This is a genomic window from Streptomyces sp. NPDC001858, from assembly GCF_053594615.1.
The window spans coordinates 62382-81842 of the sequence record NZ_JBSFEV010000023.1; the positions used below are offsets into that span (position 1 = coordinate 62382).

Here is a 19461-nt window from a genome sequence, read left to right on the forward strand (position 1 = left end):
CCCAATGACCTCCTCTTCTTCCCCTTCCCAGGACACCAAGCGCATGGCGCACGCCTACCCCGAAGGTCTTCGGGCCGATGCCCTGATGGAAGAGGACGTCGCCTGGAGCCACGAGATCGACGGAGACCGGGACGGCGACCAGTTCGACCGCTCCGAGCGCGCGGCCCTGCGCCGCGTGGCAGGCCTCTCCACCGAGCTCGAGGACGTCACCGAGGTCGAGTACCGCCAGCTCCGCCTGGAGCGGGTCGTGCTCGTCGGCGTCTGGACCACGGGGACGGCGCAGGACGCGGACAACTCCCTCGCGGAGCTGGCCGCCCTCGCGGAGACCGCGGGCGCGCTCGTGCTCGACGGCGTCATCCAACGCCGCGACAAGCCCGACGCGGCCACCTTCATCGGTTCCGGCAAGGCCCTGGAGCTGCGCGACATCGTCGTCGAGTCCGGCGCGGACACCGTCATCTGCGACGGTGAGCTGAGCCCCGGCCAGCTCATCGCCCTCGAAGACGTCGTCAAGGTCAAGGTCATCGACCGTACGGCCCTGATCCTCGACATCTTCGCCCAGCACGCCAAGTCCCGAGAGGGCAAGGCGCAGGTCGCGCTCGCGCAGATGCAGTACATGCTGCCGAGGCTGCGCGGCTGGGGTCAGTCGCTGTCCCGTCAGATGGGCGGCGGCAAGGGCGGCGGCCTCGCCACCCGTGGCCCCGGTGAGACCAAGATCGAGACCGACCGGCGACGGATCCGCGAGAAGATGGCGAAGATGCGCCGGGAGATCGCGGAGATGAAGACCGGCCGCGAGATCAAGCGCCAGGAGCGCAAGCGCCACAAGGTGCCGTCCGTCGCCATCGCGGGCTACACCAACGCCGGCAAGTCCTCGCTGCTCAACCGCCTCACGGGCGCGGGCGTCCTGGTCGAGAACGCCCTCTTCGCGACCCTCGACCCGACCGTGCGGCGCGCGGAGACGCCCAGCGGCCGTCTGTACACGCTGGCGGACACCGTCGGCTTCGTCCGGCACCTGCCGCACCACCTGGTCGAGGCGTTCCGCTCCACCATGGAGGAGGTCGGCGAGTCCGACCTGATCCTGCACGTGGTGGACGGCTCGCACCCGAACCCGGAGGAGCAGCTGGCCGCCGTGCGCGAGGTGATCCGGGACGTCGGCGCCACCAAGGTGCCCGAGATCGTCGTGATCAACAAGGCGGACGCGGCCGATCCGCTGACGCTCCAGCGGCTGATGCGGATCGAGAAGCGCTCCATCGCGGTCTCGGCCCGGACCGGCCTGGGCATCGGGGAACTGCTGGCGCTCATCGACGACGAGCTGCCGCGGCCCTCGGTCGAGATCGAGGCGCTCGTGCCGTACACCCACGGCAAGCTGGTCGCCCGTGCCCACTCCGACGGCGAGGTGATCTCCGAGGAGCACACCCCGGAGGGCACCCTGCTCAAGGCGCGGGTGCACGAGGAACTCGCGGCGGACCTCGCGCCGTACGTACCGGCACCGGCCGCCTAGGACCTGTCGGTCCTGGCCGTTGGTCTGCGTCCGGGCTGTCGTGGCCCGCTGAACGCCCGAAGGCCCGCTCCCTGCTTGTCGCAGGGGCCGGGCCTTCAGCGTGTCCGGCTCACTGTCCGCCGTAGGTCTTGCTCATGTTCTGGTAGAGCGCCTCGGCCTCCTGGCCGAGTTGCGGCCCCGCCAGCCAGGTGTTGTCGACCGGGCCGATGGAGGTGTTGGAGACCAGCTTGGTCTCGCCGTCCACCACCCGGAACCAGCCGCCGCCGGAGGAACCCCCGGTCATCGTGCAGCCGATCCGGTACATCGTCGGCAGCGAGGTGCTCAGCGAGAGCCGGCCCGGCCGGTCGACGCACTTGAACATCTTCAGCCCGTTGTAGGGCGCTGCCGCGGGATAGCCCCAGGCGCCCATCGCGTCGACCTCGGTCGCGGACGGCGCGGAGAAGTCCACGTCCAGCGCCCCGCCGACCGTCTCCTCCAGCGACTTGGAGCCCGCTTCCGGCGTCACATGCAGCACGGCGTAGTCGTACGCGGCACCCGCTCCGCCCGTCTCCGAGCCGCCGGCGATCCACTCGTTCGAGGTCGACGCCCAGTCGGCCCACCAGTTGCCGTAGGGGGCGATCTCGGCGGCCTTGGCGTCGCGGAGCTGTGCCTCGGTCTTGCCGAGGTCGTTGTAGGCCGGGACGAAGACGAGGTTGCGGTACCAGCCGCCCTCGCCACCGGCGTGCACACAGTGCCCGGCCGTCCACACGAGGTTGGACTCGCCCGGGTGGTTCACGTCCGTGACGACCGTTCCGGAGCAGACCATGGTGCCCTCGGGCGAGTCGAAGAAGACCTTGCCGACCGGGGCGGCGTTCTCGTGGTACGGCGTCTTCTCGGCCGCCGCATCGACGGCCGTCGGCTCCGGATCGCTGACGCCCCGGTCGGCGGCGGCGTCCTTCGTCGTGACCGTCTTGTCGGCCTCCTTCGCGGACCGCATCCGCTCCGGCTTCCACAGCCCCTCGATCACGGGGTTGACGAAGTCCTTCGCCTCACTGAGCCACTTGTCCTCGTCCCAGTCCTGCCAGCCGCCGTCGGCCCACTTGTCCACGTCGATGCCGTGCTGCTTGAGCTTGTCGGCGATCTCGGCAGGGAGCCGGGCCTTGCCGTCACCGGAGCCGGTCGCGGTGGCGGACCCTGAGGCGGCGGCAGCCGCCTTGTCGTCGTCGGAGCCGTTGCAGGCGGTCGCCGTCAGTGCCAGGGCGGTGGCGAGCCCGGCCGCGAGCAGGGCGCGCGCGACGGGCGTACGTATGGAACGCATGGTGCGATGTCCCCCGTTGGAGCGTCATGAATGTCATGCGCCTGTCAGGTGAACCGTCGAGTTCGCGCGATGATCGCCCGCAGACAACACCCCACTATGCCCGTGGAATTCGGGACGAACGGCGGTGGGACGGTGAAGGTTCCCGTCAGACGTCCCACCGCGCACGCAGCCCCGATCCGGCTACTGATCGGCGAACTTGTCGCTCACCGAGTCGTAGACGCCCTTGGCCACCTCACCCAGCCGCGGTCCCGCCAGCCAGCCCGCGTCCGCCGGGCCGATCGAGGTGTTGGACACCAGCGCCGGCTTTCCGTCCGACCCGGCCGCGACCCAGCCGCCGCCCGACGAACCGCCGGTCATCGTGCAGCCTATGCGGTACATCGTCGGGTCCGCGGAGCTCAGCGAGAACCGCCCCGGCCTGTCCTGGCACTGGTACAGCTTCTGGCCGTCGTACGGAGCCGCCGCCGGGTAGCCCGTCGCGGTGATGCTGCTCACCTTCGGCACCGCCGGGGCGTTGAAGTCCACCGGCAGCGCCGAACCGACGGTCTCCTCCAGGGACTTGCCCGAGCCGCCCTCCTCCGGCGTCACATGGATGACGGCGTAGTCGTACGAGGCGCCGGCGCCGCCGGTCGGCCCGCCCTGCGCGATCCACTGGTCCGAGGTCCGCGTCCACTCGCCCCACCACACGCCGTACGGAGCCGCTTCCTCCTTGGTGGCGGTCTCCAACTCCTTCGACGTCTTCCCGGAGTCGTTGTACGACGGCACGAACGCGATGTTGCGGTACCAGCCGCCGTTCTTGCCGGCGTGCACACAGTGCCCCGCCGTCCACACCAGGTTGGACTTCCCGGGATGGGCCGGGTCCTGGACGACCGTCGCCGAGCAGACCATCGTGCCCTCGGGGGAGTCGAAGAACACCTTCCCCGCCTCGGGGGCCTTGGCGTGGTACGAGGGCGAGACCGCCTTCGCCTCCACCGCCTGCGGTGTCGCGTCGGTCACGCCCTGGTCACCGGAGAGGTCGTTCTCGTCGACCGCCCGGTCCGGGTCCTCGGCCTCCCGCATCCGGTCCGGGTCCCACAGACCCTTGATGATCGGGTTGATGTAGTCCTGCGCCTCGCGCAGCCAGTCGTCCTTGTCCCAGTTCTTCCAAGCGCCGTTCTTCCACTTGTCGAGATCGATCCCGTGCTCTTTGAGCTTGTCCTTGATGTCGTCCGGGATCGTGATCGTGTTGTCGCCGGTCGACGCCGAGGCGCTGACCTGGCTGTCCGCGTTGGTGTCGCCCGAGTCGCAGGCGGTCGCGGTGAGCGCGAGCGCCGAGGCGAGGGCCACGACGCCCAGCACGGGGGAGGTTCTGCGGCGCGCGTTCCTCCCCCGGCGAACGGTGAACGACGGCCGTATGGATCGCATGGTCTGACTCCCCCTGCTGTCAACGAACTTGAAACACCGGCCGTTCCCCAGAGCGGAACTCATGGTGATCTCATACCGAGTTCAAGCGGGTCTCACGGCCATGTGCGATGCCACCACACGATATGCCGTCGCTGTGGGGGACTCCCGACGGAATGGCAACTGTTCGGTCACAGCAAGGATCTTGAAGCAACCCGTAACCAGGAAGGCCGTCCGGGGTTGGTACCGGTGGGGGGTCTGCTGTCTGCGCTCGGCCCCCTGAACTGCGGGAGGACAGGAAGCCGTGGCCGTCACCGAACCAGTGCCCGAGGGCATCCTGAGACGTCAGTCGGCACGCGAGTCGGCCGCGCGCACCTACGCGCGTGCCCTGCCGATCGTCCCGGTACGAGCACGCGGGCTGACCATCGAGGGCGCGGACGGCCGCCGCTATCTCGACTGTCTCTCGGGCGCCGGCACCCTCGCGCTCGGCCACAACCACCCCGTCGTGCTGGAAGCCATCCGCGGGGTTCTCGACTCGGGCGCGCCCCTGCACGTCCTCGACCTTGCGACCCCCGTCAAGGACGCCTTCATCACCGAGCTGTTCCGGACCCTGCCGCCCGGTCTCGCCGACCACGCGCGCGTGCAGTTCTGCGGACCGGCCGGCACGGACGCCGTCGAGGCCGCCCTCAAACTGGTCCGGGCCGCCACCGGCCGCACGGGCGTCCTGGCCTTCACCGGCGCCTACCACGGGATGACCGCCGGATCCCTCGAAGCCTCCGGGGGCGCCTACGACGTACGGGTGGCGCGCCTGCCCTATCCGCAGGACTACCGCTGCCCGTTCGGCCTCGGCGGGGAACGCGGCGCCGAACTCGCCGCCCGCTGGACCGAGTCCGTCCTCGACGACCCCAAGTCGGGCGTCCGGCAACCCGCCGGCATGATCCTCGAACCCGTCCAGGGCGAGGGCGGTGTGATCCCCGCACCTGACGCGTGGATGCGCCGCATGCGCCAGATCACCGCGGACCGCTCGATCCCGCTGATCGCCGACGAGGTCCAGACGGGCGTCGGACGGACCGGCGCGTTCTGGGCGGTGGAGCACAGCGGGGTCACCCCGGACGTGATGGTCCTGTCCAAGGCCATCGGCGGCAGCCTGCCGCTCGCCGTCGTCGTCTACCGCGAAGACCTCGACGTCTGGCAACCCGGCGCCCACGCGGGCACGTTCCGCGGTAACCAACTCGCCATGGCCGCCGGCACGGCCACCCTCGCCTACGTTCGCGAGAACCGCCTCGCCGAACGCGCGGCCGTCCTCGGAGCCCGCATGCTGGACCGACTCCGCGACCTGGCCCGGGACTTCCCGTGCATCGGAGACGTGCGGGGGCGTGGGCTGATGATCGGGTTCGAGATGGTGGACCCCGAGGGAGCAGGCGTGGCAGGCGTGACCGCCGGGATCGACGCCCATACCCAGGCTCACGCCGACGACGGACTCGACGCGACTTCCGACGGCGACGGCGACGGCGATAGCGACGGCGACGGTGCCCGCGCTCGTGCCCGTGCCGCCGAGCCCCGCGCGGAGCTGTACTCGGCCCGGGTGCCGGCCCCCTGCCCCGCCGCCCCCGCGCTGGCCGCCGCCGTCCAGCGTGAGTGCCTGCGGCGCGGCCTGATCGTCGAACTCGGCGGACGGCACGCCGGCGTCGTACGCCTGCTCCCGCCCCTGACCATCACCGACGAGCAGGCCGCCGCGGTACTGGACCGACTGGCGGACGCCGTGGCGGCCGCGGCCCGCAACCACGCCCGCGGCAAGGGCCGCCGAGGTCACCCCCAGCCGAACCCCCTGAACGAGCCGAGCGCGCCGGGCCGCCCGCCCGGGCGGGTTCCACGCCAGGGCGGCCGTGCCGAACGGGCGGGGTAGTCCGGCAAGCCGCTGCCGCACCGGCGCGACCACAGACCCCGTCGGCCCCACCACGTCACGAGGAACGACCTTGACCACCTCCCCGCAGTCTGCCCCCGACATCGACTTCTCCGCTCCCGCTCCCGCTTCCGCTTCCGCTCCCGCGTCCGTCGCCGTTCCCGCGTCGGCGTCCGGCTCGGGTGCGCCCCTGATCCAGGTTCCCGTGCCGCGTGGGCGAGCGGACGCCCCCGCCGCCGATCTCCTGGACCACCCCGATCCGTACGCCGCTGCCCAGGCGGCGGCCGTGGAGAACCTGCTGCGCTGCTGGGTGCGCGAGGCCGGTCTGTCCGCACCGGGCGACGGCGTCCTGCGCGTGCCGCTGCCCGCGAGCGGTGTCACCCTGCGCGCCCCCGTCCACTATTGGTCCGCGACGGGCTGGCACCGCTTCGGCCTCCCGCGCCTGGCCGGCGCACCCGAGCAGTCCCCGCCCGCGGACGCCGTCACGGTCGCGGCTCTGCTGGCCCGTGAGACGCTCACCGCTGCCGACCCGGCACCCGGTCCCGCCCCCGACAGTGGCGAAGGCGGCGAAAGCGTCGACCTCGTCGCGCGCGTCGCAGACTCCGTCCGCCGGACCGCGGCCTTCATCAGCGAGCGCCGAGAGGACCCCGCCCACGACGAACAAGACCTGTTCCTCGCCGCCGAGCAGGCACTGGTCCTCGGGCATCCGCTGCACCCGACCCCGAAGAGCCGAGAAGGACTCTCGGACGGTGAAGCCCGCCTGTACTCACCCGAGTTGCGTGGCACCTTCCTCCTTCGCTGGCTCGCTGTCGCTCCTTCCGTGCTGGCCACCGACTCCGCCTGGACCGAACGCGGCCGTCCCGTCCCTGCCGCCCGACTCACGGCCCGTCTCGCCGGGGCCGCACTGCCCCTGCCCGACGGGTTCGCCGCCCTGCCGGTGCATCCCTGGCAACTGCGCGAAGCGCGGCACCGGCCCGAGGTCGAAGCGCTGTTCGAGGCCGGACTGCTCCAGGACCTCGGAGCCCACGGCCTTCCCTGGCGTCCCACCTCCTCCGTACGCACCGTCCACTGCTCCGCCGCCCCCGCGATGCTGAAACTGTCGCTGGGGCTGCGCATCACCAACTCCCGTCGCGAGAACCTCCGCAAGGAACTCCACCGAGGCGTCGAGGTACACCGCCTGCTCCGCGCGGGACTGTCCAAGCGCTGGCAGGCAGCCCACCCCGGCTTCGACATCGTCCGGGATCCGGCCTGGCTCGCGGTCGACGGACCGGACGGCCTGCCGCTGACCGGGCTCGACGTGATGATCCGGCACAACCCGTTCGCCGCCGCGGACGATGTCTGCTGCATCGCCGGACTCGTGGCACCCCGGCCGCACGCCGGAGGGACCTCGGGATCGGACGAAACGACGCCTTCGGCACACCCCGCCGCCCCGGAGTCGGCGCCCGCATACCACCGCTCCCGGCTGGCCTCGATCGTCGCGCGACTCGCCGTACGGACCGGCCGGCCGCTGGGGGCGGTCGCCGCCGAGTGGTTCCTGCGCTACCTGGAACAGGTCGTCCGTCCCGTCCTGTGGCTCGACGGTGAGGCCGGGATCGCCCTGGAGGCGCACCAGCAGAACACGCTCGTCCTCCTCGACCCCGACGGCTGGCCGATGGGCGGCCGCTACCGCGACAACCAGGGCTACTACTTCCGCGAGTCCGCCCGCGCGGAACTCCAAGCCCAACTGCCGGGCATCGGCGAGCGCAGCGACACCTTCGTCTCCGACGACGTCACCGACGAACGCTTCGCCTACTACCTGGGGATCAACAACGTGCTCGGCCTCATCGGCGCGTTCGGTTCCCAGCGGCTCGCCGACGAGCAACTGCTGCTCGCCGCCTTCCGGCGCTTCCTCGCCGACGCCGCCTCCGGCCCGGACCGGCTGCGCAGTTCGCTGCCCTCCCGCCTGCTCGACTCACCTTTCCTGCGCTGCAAGGCCAATCTGCTGACCCGGTTGCACGGCCTGGACGAGCTCGTCGGCCCGGTGGACACGCAGTCGGTCTACGTCACCATCCCCAACCCCCTTCGTCTCTGAGTCACATGCCCCACCCGATCTGCCGAGAGGAGCCAGCCGTGCCTCCCGTCGAGGCCGCCGCCGACACCCGTAGACCCGCGCCCCGTGCTGTCCCCGGCCCGCTCGACGGCAGCGGCGACTGGGGGCCCGTCGCCACCTCGGCAGGCGCGTTCCGGCTCGTGCCCGTACGGATCGAAAGAGATCTCCCGCTCGTCGGCCGGTGGATGAACGACCCGGCCGTCGCGGCGTTCTGGGAACTGGCCGGGCCCGAGCCGGTGACCGAGCGACACCTGCGCCGCAAACTGGCCGACGGGCGCAGCATTCCCTTCCTCGGTCTGCTGGAGGGACGGCCCATGAGCTACTGGGAGGTCTACCGGGCGGACCTCGACCCGCTGGCGCGCCACTATCCGGCCCGGCCGCACGACACCGGGATCCATCTCCTCATCGGCGGTGCCGCCGACCGCGGACGAGGCCTCGGCGGGCCGCTGCTCAGAGGAGTCACCGAACTTCTCCTCGCCAGAAGACCCGCGTGTGCCCGCGTCGTCGCCGAACCCGACCTTCGCAACATTCCGTCCATCGCTGCCTTTCTGAGCGCCGGTTTCCGGTTCTCCGCAGAACTCGCCCTGCCCACCAAGCGGGCCGCCCTCATGGTCAGAGACCGAGTCCTGTCCGATGCGTCGTGACGCCACGCAGTCGTGCCGTCACTTCTCGCAACGACTCGCGCATCGACTCGGTTCCCGCCCATGCCCTGCTCCACCACCCGACCGAGAAATCCCGCCGTCTTGATCCCTTCCCTCCCGTCAGCCTCGACCGCCCGATTGTCAGTGCCGAGCCGTAGGGTGGTCGCGCTATGACGAAGCCCTCACTCCCTGAACTCCTGCACGCTGCCGTCACCGCCGTCGGCGGCACGGAGCGCCCCGGCCAGGTCACCATGGCCGAAGCCGTCGCCGAGGCGATCGACGACGGATCCCACCTGCTGGTCCAGGCCGGCACCGGCACCGGCAAGTCGCTCGGCTACCTCGTGCCCGCGCTCGCGCACGGGGAGCGCGTCGTGGTGGCGACCGCCACGCTGGCCCTGCAGCGCCAGCTCGTCGAGCGGGATCTGCCGCGCACGGTCGACGCGCTGCATCCGCTGCTGCGCCGCCGCCCGGAGTTCGCGATGCTCAAGGGCAGATCGAACTACCTGTGCCTGCACCGTCTGAACGAAGGCGTTCCGCAGGACGAGGAAGAGGGCCTCTTCGATCAGTTCGAGGCGGCCGCACCCACCAGCAAGCTGGGCCAGGACCTGCTGCGGCTGCGGGACTGGGCGGGCGACACCGAATCCGGTGACCGCGACGACCTCACGCCCGGCGTCTCCGACCGGGCCTGGGCCCAGGTGTCGGTGTCCTCCCGGGAGTGCCTGGGCGCCACGAAGTGCGCCTACGGCGCCGAGTGCTTCGCGGAGATGGCCCGCGAGCGCGCCAAGCTGGCCGAGGTCGTCGTCACCAACCACGCGCTGCTCGCCATCGACGCCATCGAGGGCGCCCCGGTCCTGCCGCAGCACGAGGTGCTGATCGTCGACGAGGCGCACGAGCTGGTGTCGCGGGTCACTGGTGTGGCCACCGGCGAGCTCACCCCGGGCCAGGTCAACCGGGCCGTGCGCCGGTCGGCGAAGCTCGTCAACGAGAAGGCGGCCGACCAGCTGCAGACCGCCGCCGAGGGTTTCGAACGGCTCATGGAGCTGGCGCTGCCGGGCCGCCTGGAAGAGATCCCGGAGGACCTCGGCTACGCCCTGATGGCCCTGCGCGACGCCGCGCGGACGGTCATCTCGGCCATCGGCGCGACCCGCGACAAGTCCGTCCAGGACGAGGACGCGGTCCGCAAACAGGCGCTGGCCTCGGTCGAGACGGTGCATGACGTCGCCGAGCGGATCACCAACGGATCCGAATGGGACGTCGTCTGGTATGAGCGGCACGACCGCTTCGGCGCCTCCCTGCGGGTCGCCCCCATGTCCGTGTCGGGCCTGCTGCGCGAGAAGCTCTTCGCGGACCGCTCCGTGACCCTGGCTTCGGCGACGCTGAAGCTGGGCGGCGACTTCAACGGGGTGGGCGCCTCCATGGGGCTGGCCCCGGAAGGCACACAGGGCGAGGACGTCCCGCAGTGGAAGGGCCTCGACGTCGGCTCGCCCTTCGACTACCCCAGGCAGGGCATCCTCTACGTCGCCAAACACCTCTCGCGCCCCGCGCGGGACGGCGACCGTGCCGACATGCTGGACGAACTGACCGAACTGATCCGGGCCGCCGGCGGCCGGACCCTCGGGCTCTTCTCCTCGATGCGGGCCGCGCAGCTCGCCGCCGAAGAACTGCGCATGCGCATCCCCGAGTTCCCGATCCTCCTCCAGGGCGAGGAGACCCTCGGCGAGCTGATCAAGAACTTCTCGGCGGATCCCCAGACCTGTCTGTTCGGCACACTGTCGCTCTGGCAGGGCGTCGATGTCCCGGGCCCCAGCTGCCAGCTGGTCGTCATGGACAAGATCCCGTTCCCGCGGCCGGACGACCCTCTGATGAGCGCCCGCCAGAAGGCGGTGGAGGAAGCCGGCGGCAACGGCTTCATGGCCGTCGCGGCCACCCACGCGGCGCTGCTCATGGCGCAGGGCGCGGGCCGCCTCGTACGGGCGTCGGGGGACCGTGGCGTGGTCGCCGTCCTGGACCAGCGGCTTGCGACGGCCCGCTACGGGAGTTACCTGAAGGCCTCCCTGCCGGACTTCTGGTACACGACGGACCGCGACCAGGTCCGGAGGTCGCTCACGGCGATCGACGCGGCAGCCAAGCAGACGGAGGCGACCAAGCAAGCGGAAGCGGGAGCGGCTGCACCGGCAGAGGCGGTCGAGCAGGCACCGGCGCAGTGAAGGCGGCCGCGCAGTGACGGCAGCGGTGCAGTGACGGCAGGGGATCCGTGAAGGCCGGGGCCGTCCCAGTTCTGGGACGGCCCCGGCCTTCACGGATCCACGGGGGCCTTCTCGCGGACCCTCGGGCGGCTTCGCAAGCCGCGTCGAGCACAGCACAGGGCCCCGGAACCGGCGCAGGGATCCCGGGGCCCAGTCAGGGGGTGGACGCGGTGAAGGCCCGTCCGCCGCCGTGCTCAGACGCGGCGGAGTACGGCCACCACCTTGCCGAGGATGGTCGCGTCGTCGCCCGGGATCGGCTCGTAGGCGGCGTTGTGCGGCAGGAGCCACACATGGCCGTCCTCGCGCTTGAAGCGCTTGACGGTGGCCTCGCCGTCGAGCATCGCGGCCACGATGTCGCCGTTCTCGGCGACGGGCTGGCGGCGGACGGTGACCCAGTCGCCGTCGCAGATCGCGGCCTCGATCATCGAGTCGCCGACGACCTTCAGCACGAACAGCTCGCCGTCGCCCACCAGCTGCCTCGGCAGCGGGAAGACGTCCTCGACCGATTCCTCGGCGAGGATCGGGCCACCGGCGGCGATGCGGCCAACCAGCGGGACGTACGACGCGGCGGGCTTGCCGGCGGTGTCCGTGGGCTGCACGGAGGCGGCCTGGTCGGAACCGCGCACCTCGTACGCGCGTGGGCGATGCGGGTCGCGGCGCAGGAAGCCCTTCCGCTCCAGTGCCATCAACTGGTGGGCGACCGAGGAGGTGCTGGACAGGCCGACCGCCTGACCGATCTCCCGCATGGACGGCGGGTAACCGCGCCGCTGCACGGAGTCCCTGATGACCTCGATCACTCGGCGCTGCCGGTCGGTGAGTCCCGAACTGTCCGCGCGGATGCCTGGAGGTCGCCCAGGCAGAGAGCGCTTGTGCGCTTCGGGATTCATGGATTCGTTCATCGCATGCACCGGCTCGAGTCGGCCCTGGGAGCGGTCCTGGGCAGTGATGGTGGCACTGTCTGCGGTGGTGGTCACGTCGGCCCCTCTCGGTTGTCTCCCTGCTGGACAACGGTAGTTGCTTTCGAAAGGTTGCGCCAAACACACGTTCGAGTGAAAAAGCGTGGATAGCCTGACTTGATCATGTGTCTGGGTGTATGGCTAACGCGGTGCCCGGCAGGTGGAAGGGCTTGAGGTTGTACTCTTCACCGCCGGAGCCGACGACCTTGTGAGGTGCGGCCTCAGTCTGCCATCCGGCCTCCCGTCGGTCGGGAACCGGCCCCGCCCTGCGCGAGAGTCCCACCTCTCCTCCTTGTGGCGCCCACCGTATCGCCGTGAGTGCCGCGGCGATACGGCCGTACGCGCGCGTGCAGGGGTGGATTTCGGGTGCTCGGTGTGACGGCGGGAACGCGTGGGGTGAACCCGACGGTTGCGACACGCGATACAGCCTGGATGTATGAGCCAAGCCCCACATCTAGTGGTTGGATTGCATCAGCGGCCCAGAAGTTGTGGTCCCCGGTGTCTTCGGATGCTCATGGATCCCCTATGCTTGGGGCTGCTTCGAGGGGCCCATGAGGCCCGGCGAGGCCATTGAGTCTGCTGTGAGGAGGGTTGGAGTTCATGCACTGCCCCTTCTGCAGGCACCCCGACAGTCGTGTCGTCGACAGCCGTACGACGGATGACGGCACGTCGATCCGCAGGCGCCGCCAGTGCCCTGACTGCTCCCGTCGTTTCACGACCGTGGAGACGTGCTCGCTCATGGTGGTGAAGCGGTCCGGAGTCACCGAACCCTTCAGCCGTACCAAGGTCATCAATGGCGTGCGCAAGGCATGCCAGGGACGGCCGGTCACGGAGGACGCGCTCGCTCAGCTCGGCCAGCGGGTCGAGGAAGCGGTGCGGGCCACCGGAAGCGCCGAGTTGACCACCCACGATGTGGGGCTGGCCATACTCGGCCCGTTGCAAGAGCTCGACCTCGTCGCCTATCTGCGATTCGCCTCCGTCTACCGGGCGTTCGACTCGCTCGAGGACTTCGAGGCCGCCATCGCGGAACTCAGGGATCAGACAGGACACCCCGCCGCGGACGACGACGACCGCGCGGACGACACAGGGGCTGTCGCGGGGAGCCAGGAAGACAGCGGCGGGCGCGGAGGGACCGTGCAGGTCCCCGAGCCCGCCCACGCCGCCGACTGACCGACGGGCCGGAGCCGGGACTTCACATTCCCGGACCGGCCGGGCGGCGGTGGACCGATACCTGCTGTGGGCGGTAGCGCGTGTACGCCCACGGCACAACACAGAACATCGTGTCACGGGAACAGCGTGGCATTTCAGGGCGTTTTCGCCCGTAGAGGGAGGCGGCATGACAGAGACGGCGAGCGGTCCGGCACGAGGTTCCCGCGCCAAGGGCGCCAAGACCACCAAGGGCCTGCGTATCGAGCGCATCCACACCACCCCCGGCGTGCACCCGTACGACGAGGTGGTCTGGGAGCGCCGTGACGTCGTCATGACCAACTGGCGCGACGGCTCGGTCAATTTCGAGCAGCGTGGCGTCGAGTTCCCCGACTTCTGGTCGGTGAACGCGGTCAACATCGTCACCAGCAAGTACTTCCGCGGTGCCGTCGGCACCCCGCAGCGCGAGGTCAGCCTCAAGCAGCTGATCGACCGCATCGTGAAGACCTACCGGAAGGCCGGCGAGGACCACAAGTACTTCGTCTCGCCCGCCGACGCCGAGATCTTCGAGCACGAGCTGGCGTACGCCCTCCTGCACCAGATCTTCAGCTTCAACAGCCCCGTCTGGTTCAACGTGGGCACGCCGCAGCCCCAGCAGGTCTCCGCCTGCTTCATCCTCGCCGTCGACGACTCCATGGAGTCGATCCTCGACTGGTACAAGGAAGAGGGCATGATCTTCAAGGGCGGTTCCGGCGCAGGCCTGAACCTGTCCCGCATCCGCTCCTCCAAGGAACTCCTCTCCTCCGGCGGCAACGCCTCCGGCCCGGTCTCCTTCATGCGCGGCGCCGACGCCTCCGCCGGCACCATCAAGTCCGGTGGCGCCACTCGCCGGGCGGCCAAGATGGTTGTCCTGGACGTGGATCACCCGGACATCGAGGACTTCATCGCGACCAAGGTGAAGGAAGAGGAGAAGATCCGCGCTCTGCGCGACGCGGGCTTCGACATGGACCTGGGCGGCGACGACATCACGTCCGTCCAGTACCAGAACGCCAACAACTCGGTCCGGGTGAACGACGAGTTCATGGAGGCCGTCGAGCACGGCGGCCAGTTCGGCCTCCGCGCGCGGATGACCGGCGAGATCATCGAGAAGGTCGACGCCAAGGCGCTCTTCCGCAAGCTCGCCGAGGCCGCGTGGGCCTGCGCCGACCCGGGCATCCAGTACGACGGTGTGATCAACAACTGGCACACCTGCCCCGAGTCGGGCCGGATCACCGCGTCGAACCCGTGCAGCGAGTACATGCACCTGGACAACACGTCCTGCAACCTCGCCTCGCTGAACCTGATGAAGTTCCTCAAGGACGACAGCAAGGGCAACCAGTCCTTCGACGCCGACCGCTTCCAGCAGGTCGTCGAGCTCGTCATCACCGCGATGGACATCTCCATCTGCTTCGCGGACTTCCCGACCCAGAAGATCGGCGAGAACACGCGCGCGTTCCGCCAGCTCGGCATCGGCTACGCCAACCTCGGCGCCCTGCTGATGGCCACCGGTCACGCGTACGACTCCGACGGCGGCCGCTCCCTGGCCGGTGCCATCACCTCCCTGATGACGGGCACCGCCTACCGCCGCTCCGCCGAGCTGGCCTCGGTCGTCGGCCCCTACGACGGCTACGCCCGCAACGCCGACGCCCACAACCGCGTGATGAAGCAGCACTCCGACGCCAACGGCACGGCCGTCCGCGTGGACGACCTGGACAGCCCGGTCTGGGCCGCGGCGACCGAGGCCTGGCAGGACGTGCTGCGCCTCGGCGAGAAGAACGGCTTCCGTAACTCCCAGGCGTCCGTGCTCGCCCCGACCGGCACCATCGGTCTGGCGATGTCCTGCGACACCACCGGCGTCGAGCCCGACCTCGCCCTGGTCAAGTTCAAGAAGCTGGTCGGCGGCGGCTCGATGCAGATCGTCAACGGCACCGTGCCGCAGGCCCTGCGCCGCCTGGGCTACCAGGAGGAGCAGATCGAGGCGATCGTCGCCCACATCGCCGAGAACGGCAATGTGATCGACGCGCCGAGCCTCAAGAACGAGCACTACGAGGTCTTCGACTGCGCCATGGGCGAGCGCGCCATCTCCCCGATGGGCCACGTCCGCATGATGGCCGCGATTCAGCCCTGGATCTCCGGCGCCATCTCCAAGACGGTCAACATGCCGGAGACGGCGACCGTCGAGGAGGTCGAGGAGATTTACTTCGAGGCCTGGAAGCTCGGCGTCAAGGCGCTCGCGATCTACCGCGACAACTGCAAGGTCGGCCAGCCCCTCTCCGCGAAGACCAAGGAGAAGGAGAAGACCGAGGTCACCGCGAAGGCCGAGGACACGATCCGCACCGCGGTCGAGAAGGTCATCGAGTACCGCCCGGTCCGCAAGCGCCTGCCCAAGGGCCGTCCCGGCATCACGACCTCGTTCACGGTCGGCGGCGCCGAGGGCTACATGACCGCCAACTCCTACCCGGACGACGGTCTCGGCGAGGTCTTCCTGAAGATGTCCAAGCAGGGTTCGACCCTCGCCGGCATGATGGACGCCTTCTCCATCGCGGTCTCCGTCGGCCTCCAGTACGGCGTGCCGCTGGAGACGTACGTCTCGAAGTTCACGAACATGCGCTTCGAGCCGGCCGGCATGACCGACGACCCGGACGTGCGGATGGCGCAGTCGATCGTCGACTACATCTTCCGTCGCCTGGCGCTCGACTTCCTGCCCTTCGAGACGCGCTCCGCACTCGGCATCCACTCCGCCGAGGAGCGTCAGCGCCACCTGGAGACCGGCTCGTACGAGCCGAACCTCGAGGACGAGGACGTGGACGTGGAGGGACTCGCCCAGTCCGCCCCGCGCCCGACGGACCTGAAGGCCGTCGCCACCCCGAAGGCCGACGTCGAGGTGGCCAAGCCCGCCCCGCAGCAGGCCCACACCAGCGCCGAGCTGGTGGAGATGCAGCTGGGCATCCAGGCGGACGCCCCGCTGTGCTTCTCCTGCGGTACGAAGATGCAGCGGGCCGGTTCCTGCTACATCTGCGAGGGCTGCGGATCGACCAGCGGCTGCAGCTGATGTCTTGCCCCTGCTGGGTGTGACCCAGCAGGTCAGGGCGGGTGGAGCCGGTACTCGGCTCCACCCGCCCTCGGCGTTCTGCGGCTCGGGGCCGACGCGCCGGCGTCAGGGCCGGCGCAGCTGGCCCATGATCCTCGTGAACGTCGCAGGGTCGTCCTCGAAGCCCTGGACGCCGGAGTGGAACGACCAGCCGTCCGACGGCTCGCGGACGAACTCCGCGACCGTCGCCGCGGTCGCACCCAGAACCGCGCCGAAGTCGTCCTCGTCCAGGACGGTGTAGCTCTCCCGTATCCGGAAAGCCGGGTTGAGCACGCTGACGAAGGTCCGGTGGTCGGGGTTCTGCTGGACGACGACACCGACGACCACGCGCGCGTACCGCGCGTTGAGGCGGTCGAGTTCCAGCGTCATCACCTCGTCCCAGCCGAACCCCTTGCCGTCCTTGCTGTCCCGGTTGAGATAGATCGTGCCGTCCGGGGAACGACTGTCGAAGTGCACCACATAGGCAGGGGCGCCCTTCGGATCGCTCGCCAGATAGGTCGCGGCCACAATGTCCAGATCGGTGGGCGGTTGTCCCGCAGGACTCGGGTCCCACTTCAGCGCCATCTCGATCTTGCGGATTCCCTTGTTGAGCCCGCTCACCGGACTTCCCCTCCCCGTTTCCCCGTTTGCTGTCGCCCCGAACTGGCCGACCGTCACGGCTGGTTGCCCATCCTGCCACGCGCGCGTGCAGCGTCGCAGGACCGCTGTGTGCCCGAGAGTGACCAACGCCACGCCTGCGGGCCGTACCATGGCGCGGTGCTGGTCAAGTGGATTCGCTGCACCGTGGTGGACCGCCGCGGTTTCGAACGGGGACAGCGAAAGTGGGCGGGGCTTCTGGGGGAGCCGGGATTTCGGGGACAGGGCGGGGGCTGGAGCAGGGGGCGCCCCGCGGTCGCGCATGTCTTCGCCTTCTGGGAGAGCCGCGCCTTCTACGACTCCTTCATGGCGCGCTCCCACGACCGGCTCGCGGCGGCCCAGTCGGGCACCTTCAAGGACGCCCAGGTGCGCCTGTTCGACTACCGCTTCGACGTGAAGACCGGCTTCGAACCCCGCTTCACCGACTCCGACCTGCTGCGGGTGGCCCTGTGCCGGGTGCACGAGGAACGCGCCGAGCACTTCACCCTGATGCAGGAGAAGGTGTGGAACCCCGCCATGGCTGGCTCGCCCGGCATGATCCGCGGGCTGTTCGCCGAGGCGCCCGGGCACGAGTTCATGGTCCTGTCGATGTGGCGCTCGCAGGCCGAACACGGAAAGTACCGGACCGAACGCGTGGAGCGGCTGGCGCTGCGCGCCCAGACCGAGGCGGACATCGCCGCCCTCACCGGTGACATCGTCGAACTCGAGTCGACCTGGACGGTTTGAAATCCGGGAGTCGGCGTGGAGCACGATGATCGTGTGCTGATTTGGGCTTTCTGATGCGGGATCTGTGTGACCTGCGCCGTATGGAGGCGCTGTGAGTGCTCGATCGGCCGTCATCCGATCTAGGGTTTTGGCATGGCACGACCACGGCGCATCGTCCTTGTCCGCCACGGGGAGTCAACGGGCAATGTTGATGACACCGTCTACGAGCGTGAGCCCGACCATGCACTCGCCCTGACCGACCGAGGATGGCGGCAGGCCGAGGAAACGGGAAAGAACATCCGGGAGGTGTTCGGCCGCGAGCGGGTAAGCGTGTACGTCTCCCCCTACCGGCGGACGCATGAGACCCTCCGCGCCTTCCACCTCGACCCCGAGCTCATACGGGTACGCGAGGAGCCCCGGCTGCGGGAGCAGGACTGGGGAAACTGGCAGGACCGCGAAGACGTACGGCTGCAGAAGACCTACCGGGACGCCTACGGCCACTTCTTCTACCGCTTCGCGCAGGGCGAGAGCGGGGCCGACGTCTACGACCGGGTCGGCGGCTTCCTGGAGAGCCTGTTCCGCAGCTTCGAGGCCCCCGACCACCCGCCGAACGTACTCATCGTGACCCACGGCCTGGCGATGCGCCTGTTCTGCATGCGCTGGTTCCACTGGACGGTCGCCGAATTCGAGTCCCTCGCCAACCCGGGGAACGCCGAGATGCGCATGCTCGTTCTCGGAGACGACGGCAAATACACGCTTGACCGGCCCTTCAACCGCTGGCGAGATCCGGAGCCCTACGGGATCACTGGATAGAGTGGGAGATCGATGACTGTTGACACCTCTCCCGACGGGCGCCTGGAACGCGCCCTTGCCAGCCTGCGCGGCCTCGCCGTGGGTGACGCGCTGGGCTCCCAGTTCTTCGTGCCGGCGAACTACCCGCTGCTGCAGCGCCGCGAGCTGCCGCCCGGCCCATGGCAGTGGACCGACGACACCGAGATGGCCTGCTCCGTCGTCGCCGTCCTGGCCACCCATGACCGCATCGACCAGGACGCCCTGGCCCACTCCTTCGCGGAGCACCACGACTTCGACCGCGGGTACGGCCCAGCGGTCAACCGGCTGCTGAGGCTGGTCCGGGAGGGCGCCGACTGGCGTGAGCTGTCGGCCGCCCTCTTCAACGGGCAGGGGTCCTGGGGCAACGGCGCCGCGATGCGGATCGCCCCCCTGGGCGCCTGGTACGCGCACGATCCCGAACAGGCGACCCACCAGGCGGAGATCTCCGCCTACCCCACGCATCAGCACCGTGAGGCCGTGGTCGGGGCCATGGCCGTCGCCGCGGCCGCCGCGCTGGCAGCGGCCCCGGAAGGCCCGCCGCGCGCCGAGGCGCTGCTGGACGGCGTCATCGCCCTCGTCCCGAAGAGCGCCGTCGGCGCCGGCCTGCGCCGCGCCAGAGACATGCTCGATTACGCCGACGCGGCCACCGTCGCGGCGGTGCTGGGCTGCGGACGGCGTACCTCGGCCCACGACACCGTCCCCTTCGCGATCTGGTCGGCCGCGCGGGCCCTCACCGACTATGAGACGGCGTTCTGGACGACCGCGCAGGTCGGCGGGGACGTGGACACGACCTGCGCCATCGTGGGCGGAGTACTGGCGTCCGGCAAGGCCGGAGCGCCGCCGGGGGCGTGGGCGCGGCAGGTCGAAGCGCTGCCGGGATGGATGCCCGCTGCCGTCTGACGCGCGGCAGGTGTCCGCCGATGCTCTCCCGCTCTCCTGCTGCGCTGTTCTGGTTTGGCGGTGTGCTCGGTGATTCACGAATGCGATCCACTCGGGGTGGAGCGCT

General features: G+C 70.0%; 14 protein-coding genes. 10 read left to right on the plus strand and 4 right to left on the minus strand.

Translation table 11 applies throughout. The features are described 5' to 3' along the window. The first annotated feature begins 4 nt into the window (after positions 1-4). Positions 5-1498 (plus strand): GTPase HflX, encoded by a 1494-nt coding sequence (hflX, locus tag ACWCPF_RS28185; RefSeq protein ID WP_451047909.1) that lies wholly within the window; start codon positions 5-7, stop codon positions 1496-1498. Between the two features lie 109 nt (positions 1499-1607). Here the strand turns inward: hflX and ACWCPF_RS28190 are convergent, their stop codons facing one another. Both ACWCPF_RS28190 and ACWCPF_RS28195 read right to left on the minus strand, forming a co-directional pair. Beyond that, entirely contained in the window at positions 1608-2795 is a 1188-nt protein-coding gene (locus ACWCPF_RS28190; RefSeq protein ID WP_451047910.1) for a trypsin-like serine peptidase, read from the minus strand. 180 nt (positions 2796-2975) lie between these two features. Continuing rightward, positions 2976-4196, minus strand: coding sequence for a trypsin-like serine peptidase (locus tag ACWCPF_RS28195; protein WP_451047911.1), 1221 nt, complete (start codon positions 4194-4196; stop codon positions 2976-2978). Positions 4197-4476: 280 nt separating this feature from the next. On the opposite strand from ACWCPF_RS28195, the gene ACWCPF_RS28200 reads away from it, so the two are divergent. From ACWCPF_RS28200 to ACWCPF_RS28215, 4 genes are all read left to right on the plus strand, one after another. Further along, on the plus strand, positions 4477-6078 hold the full coding sequence (locus ACWCPF_RS28200; RefSeq protein WP_451047912.1) for a diaminobutyrate--2-oxoglutarate transaminase family protein: 1602 nt from the start codon (positions 4477-4479) through the stop codon (positions 6076-6078). A 70-nt stretch (positions 6079-6148) separates the two neighbouring features. Beyond that, the gene (locus ACWCPF_RS28205; RefSeq protein ID WP_451047913.1) at positions 6149-8146 is read left to right on the plus strand and encodes an IucA/IucC family protein; all 1998 of its coding nucleotides are present in this window, start codon (positions 6149-6151) and stop codon (positions 8144-8146) included. Continuing rightward, positions 8041-8808, plus strand: coding sequence for a GNAT family N-acetyltransferase (locus ACWCPF_RS28210; protein WP_451047975.1), 768 nt, complete (start codon positions 8041-8043; stop codon positions 8806-8808). The genes ACWCPF_RS28205 and ACWCPF_RS28210 overlap by 106 nt, the downstream gene beginning before the upstream one ends. Positions 8809-8975: 167 nt before the next feature. Beyond that, a complete protein-coding gene (locus tag ACWCPF_RS28215) occupies positions 8976-11012 on the plus strand; it encodes an ATP-dependent DNA helicase (RefSeq protein WP_451047914.1) in 2037 nt (678 codons plus the stop codon). Between the two features lie 233 nt (positions 11013-11245). On the opposite strand, the gene lexA is transcribed toward ACWCPF_RS28215, so the two are convergent. Further along, positions 11246-12025 (minus strand): transcriptional repressor LexA, encoded by a 780-nt coding sequence (gene lexA, locus ACWCPF_RS28220; RefSeq protein WP_351909523.1) that lies wholly within the window; start codon positions 12023-12025, stop codon positions 11246-11248. A gap of 582 nt (positions 12026-12607) precedes the next feature. On the opposite strand from lexA, the gene nrdR reads away from it, so the two are divergent. Both nrdR and ACWCPF_RS28230 read left to right on the plus strand, forming a co-directional pair. After that, a complete protein-coding gene (nrdR, locus tag ACWCPF_RS28225; RefSeq protein WP_451047915.1) occupies positions 12608-13177 on the plus strand; it encodes a transcriptional regulator NrdR in 570 nt (189 codons plus the stop codon). A gap of 166 nt (positions 13178-13343) precedes the next feature. After that, positions 13344-16244: a vitamin B12-dependent ribonucleotide reductase gene (locus tag ACWCPF_RS28230; protein WP_451047916.1), complete on the plus strand. Its 2901-nt coding sequence runs from the start codon at positions 13344-13346 to the stop codon at positions 16242-16244. Positions 16245-16349: 105 nt separating this feature from the next. Here ACWCPF_RS28230 and ACWCPF_RS28235 read toward each other — a convergent pair whose 3' ends face one another. Further along, positions 16350-16883, minus strand: a complete 534-nt coding sequence (locus tag ACWCPF_RS28235; protein ID WP_451047917.1) for a TerD family protein — start codon at positions 16881-16883, stop codon at positions 16350-16352. A 156-nt stretch (positions 16884-17039) separates the two neighbouring features. Here ACWCPF_RS28235 and ACWCPF_RS28240 point away from each other — a divergent pair, with 156 nt between their 5' ends. The 3 genes from ACWCPF_RS28240 to ACWCPF_RS28250 all read left to right on the plus strand — a co-directional run bounded on the left by ACWCPF_RS28240 (position 17040) and on the right by ACWCPF_RS28250 (position 19355). Then, a complete protein-coding gene (locus tag ACWCPF_RS28240; protein WP_451047918.1) occupies positions 17040-17645 on the plus strand; it encodes a YdbC family protein in 606 nt (201 codons plus the stop codon). Between the two features lie 132 nt (positions 17646-17777). Continuing rightward, on the plus strand, positions 17778-18437 hold the full coding sequence (locus tag ACWCPF_RS28245) for a histidine phosphatase family protein (RefSeq protein WP_451047919.1): 660 nt from the start codon (positions 17778-17780) through the stop codon (positions 18435-18437). Between the two features lie 12 nt (positions 18438-18449). Further along, the gene (locus ACWCPF_RS28250) at positions 18450-19355 is read left to right on the plus strand and encodes an ADP-ribosylglycohydrolase family protein (protein ID WP_451047920.1); all 906 of its coding nucleotides are present in this window, start codon (positions 18450-18452) and stop codon (positions 19353-19355) included. The last annotated feature ends 106 nt before the right edge of the window (positions 19356-19461 follow it).

Coding starts and splice junctions, on each gene's coding strand:
- ACWCPF_RS28245 (WP_451047919.1), top strand. CDS start 17,778: ATGGCACGACCACGGCGCATCGTCCTTGTCCGCCACGGGGAGTCAACG.
- ACWCPF_RS28215 (WP_451047914.1), top strand. CDS start 8,976: ATGACGAAGCCCTCACTCCCTGAACTCCTGCACGCTGCCGTCACCGCC.
- ACWCPF_RS28190 (WP_451047910.1), bottom strand. CDS start 2,795: ATGCGTTCCATACGTACGCCCGTCGCGCGCGCCCTGCTCGCGGCCGGG.
- nrdR (WP_451047915.1), top strand. CDS start 12,608: ATGCACTGCCCCTTCTGCAGGCACCCCGACAGTCGTGTCGTCGACAGC.
- ACWCPF_RS28195 (WP_451047911.1), bottom strand. CDS start 4,196: ATGCGATCCATACGGCCGTCGTTCACCGTTCGCCGGGGGAGGAACGCG.
- ACWCPF_RS28250 (WP_451047920.1), top strand. CDS start 18,450: ATGACTGTTGACACCTCTCCCGACGGGCGCCTGGAACGCGCCCTTGCC.
- ACWCPF_RS28230 (WP_451047916.1), top strand. CDS start 13,344: ATGACAGAGACGGCGAGCGGTCCGGCACGAGGTTCCCGCGCCAAGGGC.
- hflX (WP_451047909.1), top strand. CDS start 5: ATGACCTCCTCTTCTTCCCCTTCCCAGGACACCAAGCGCATGGCGCAC.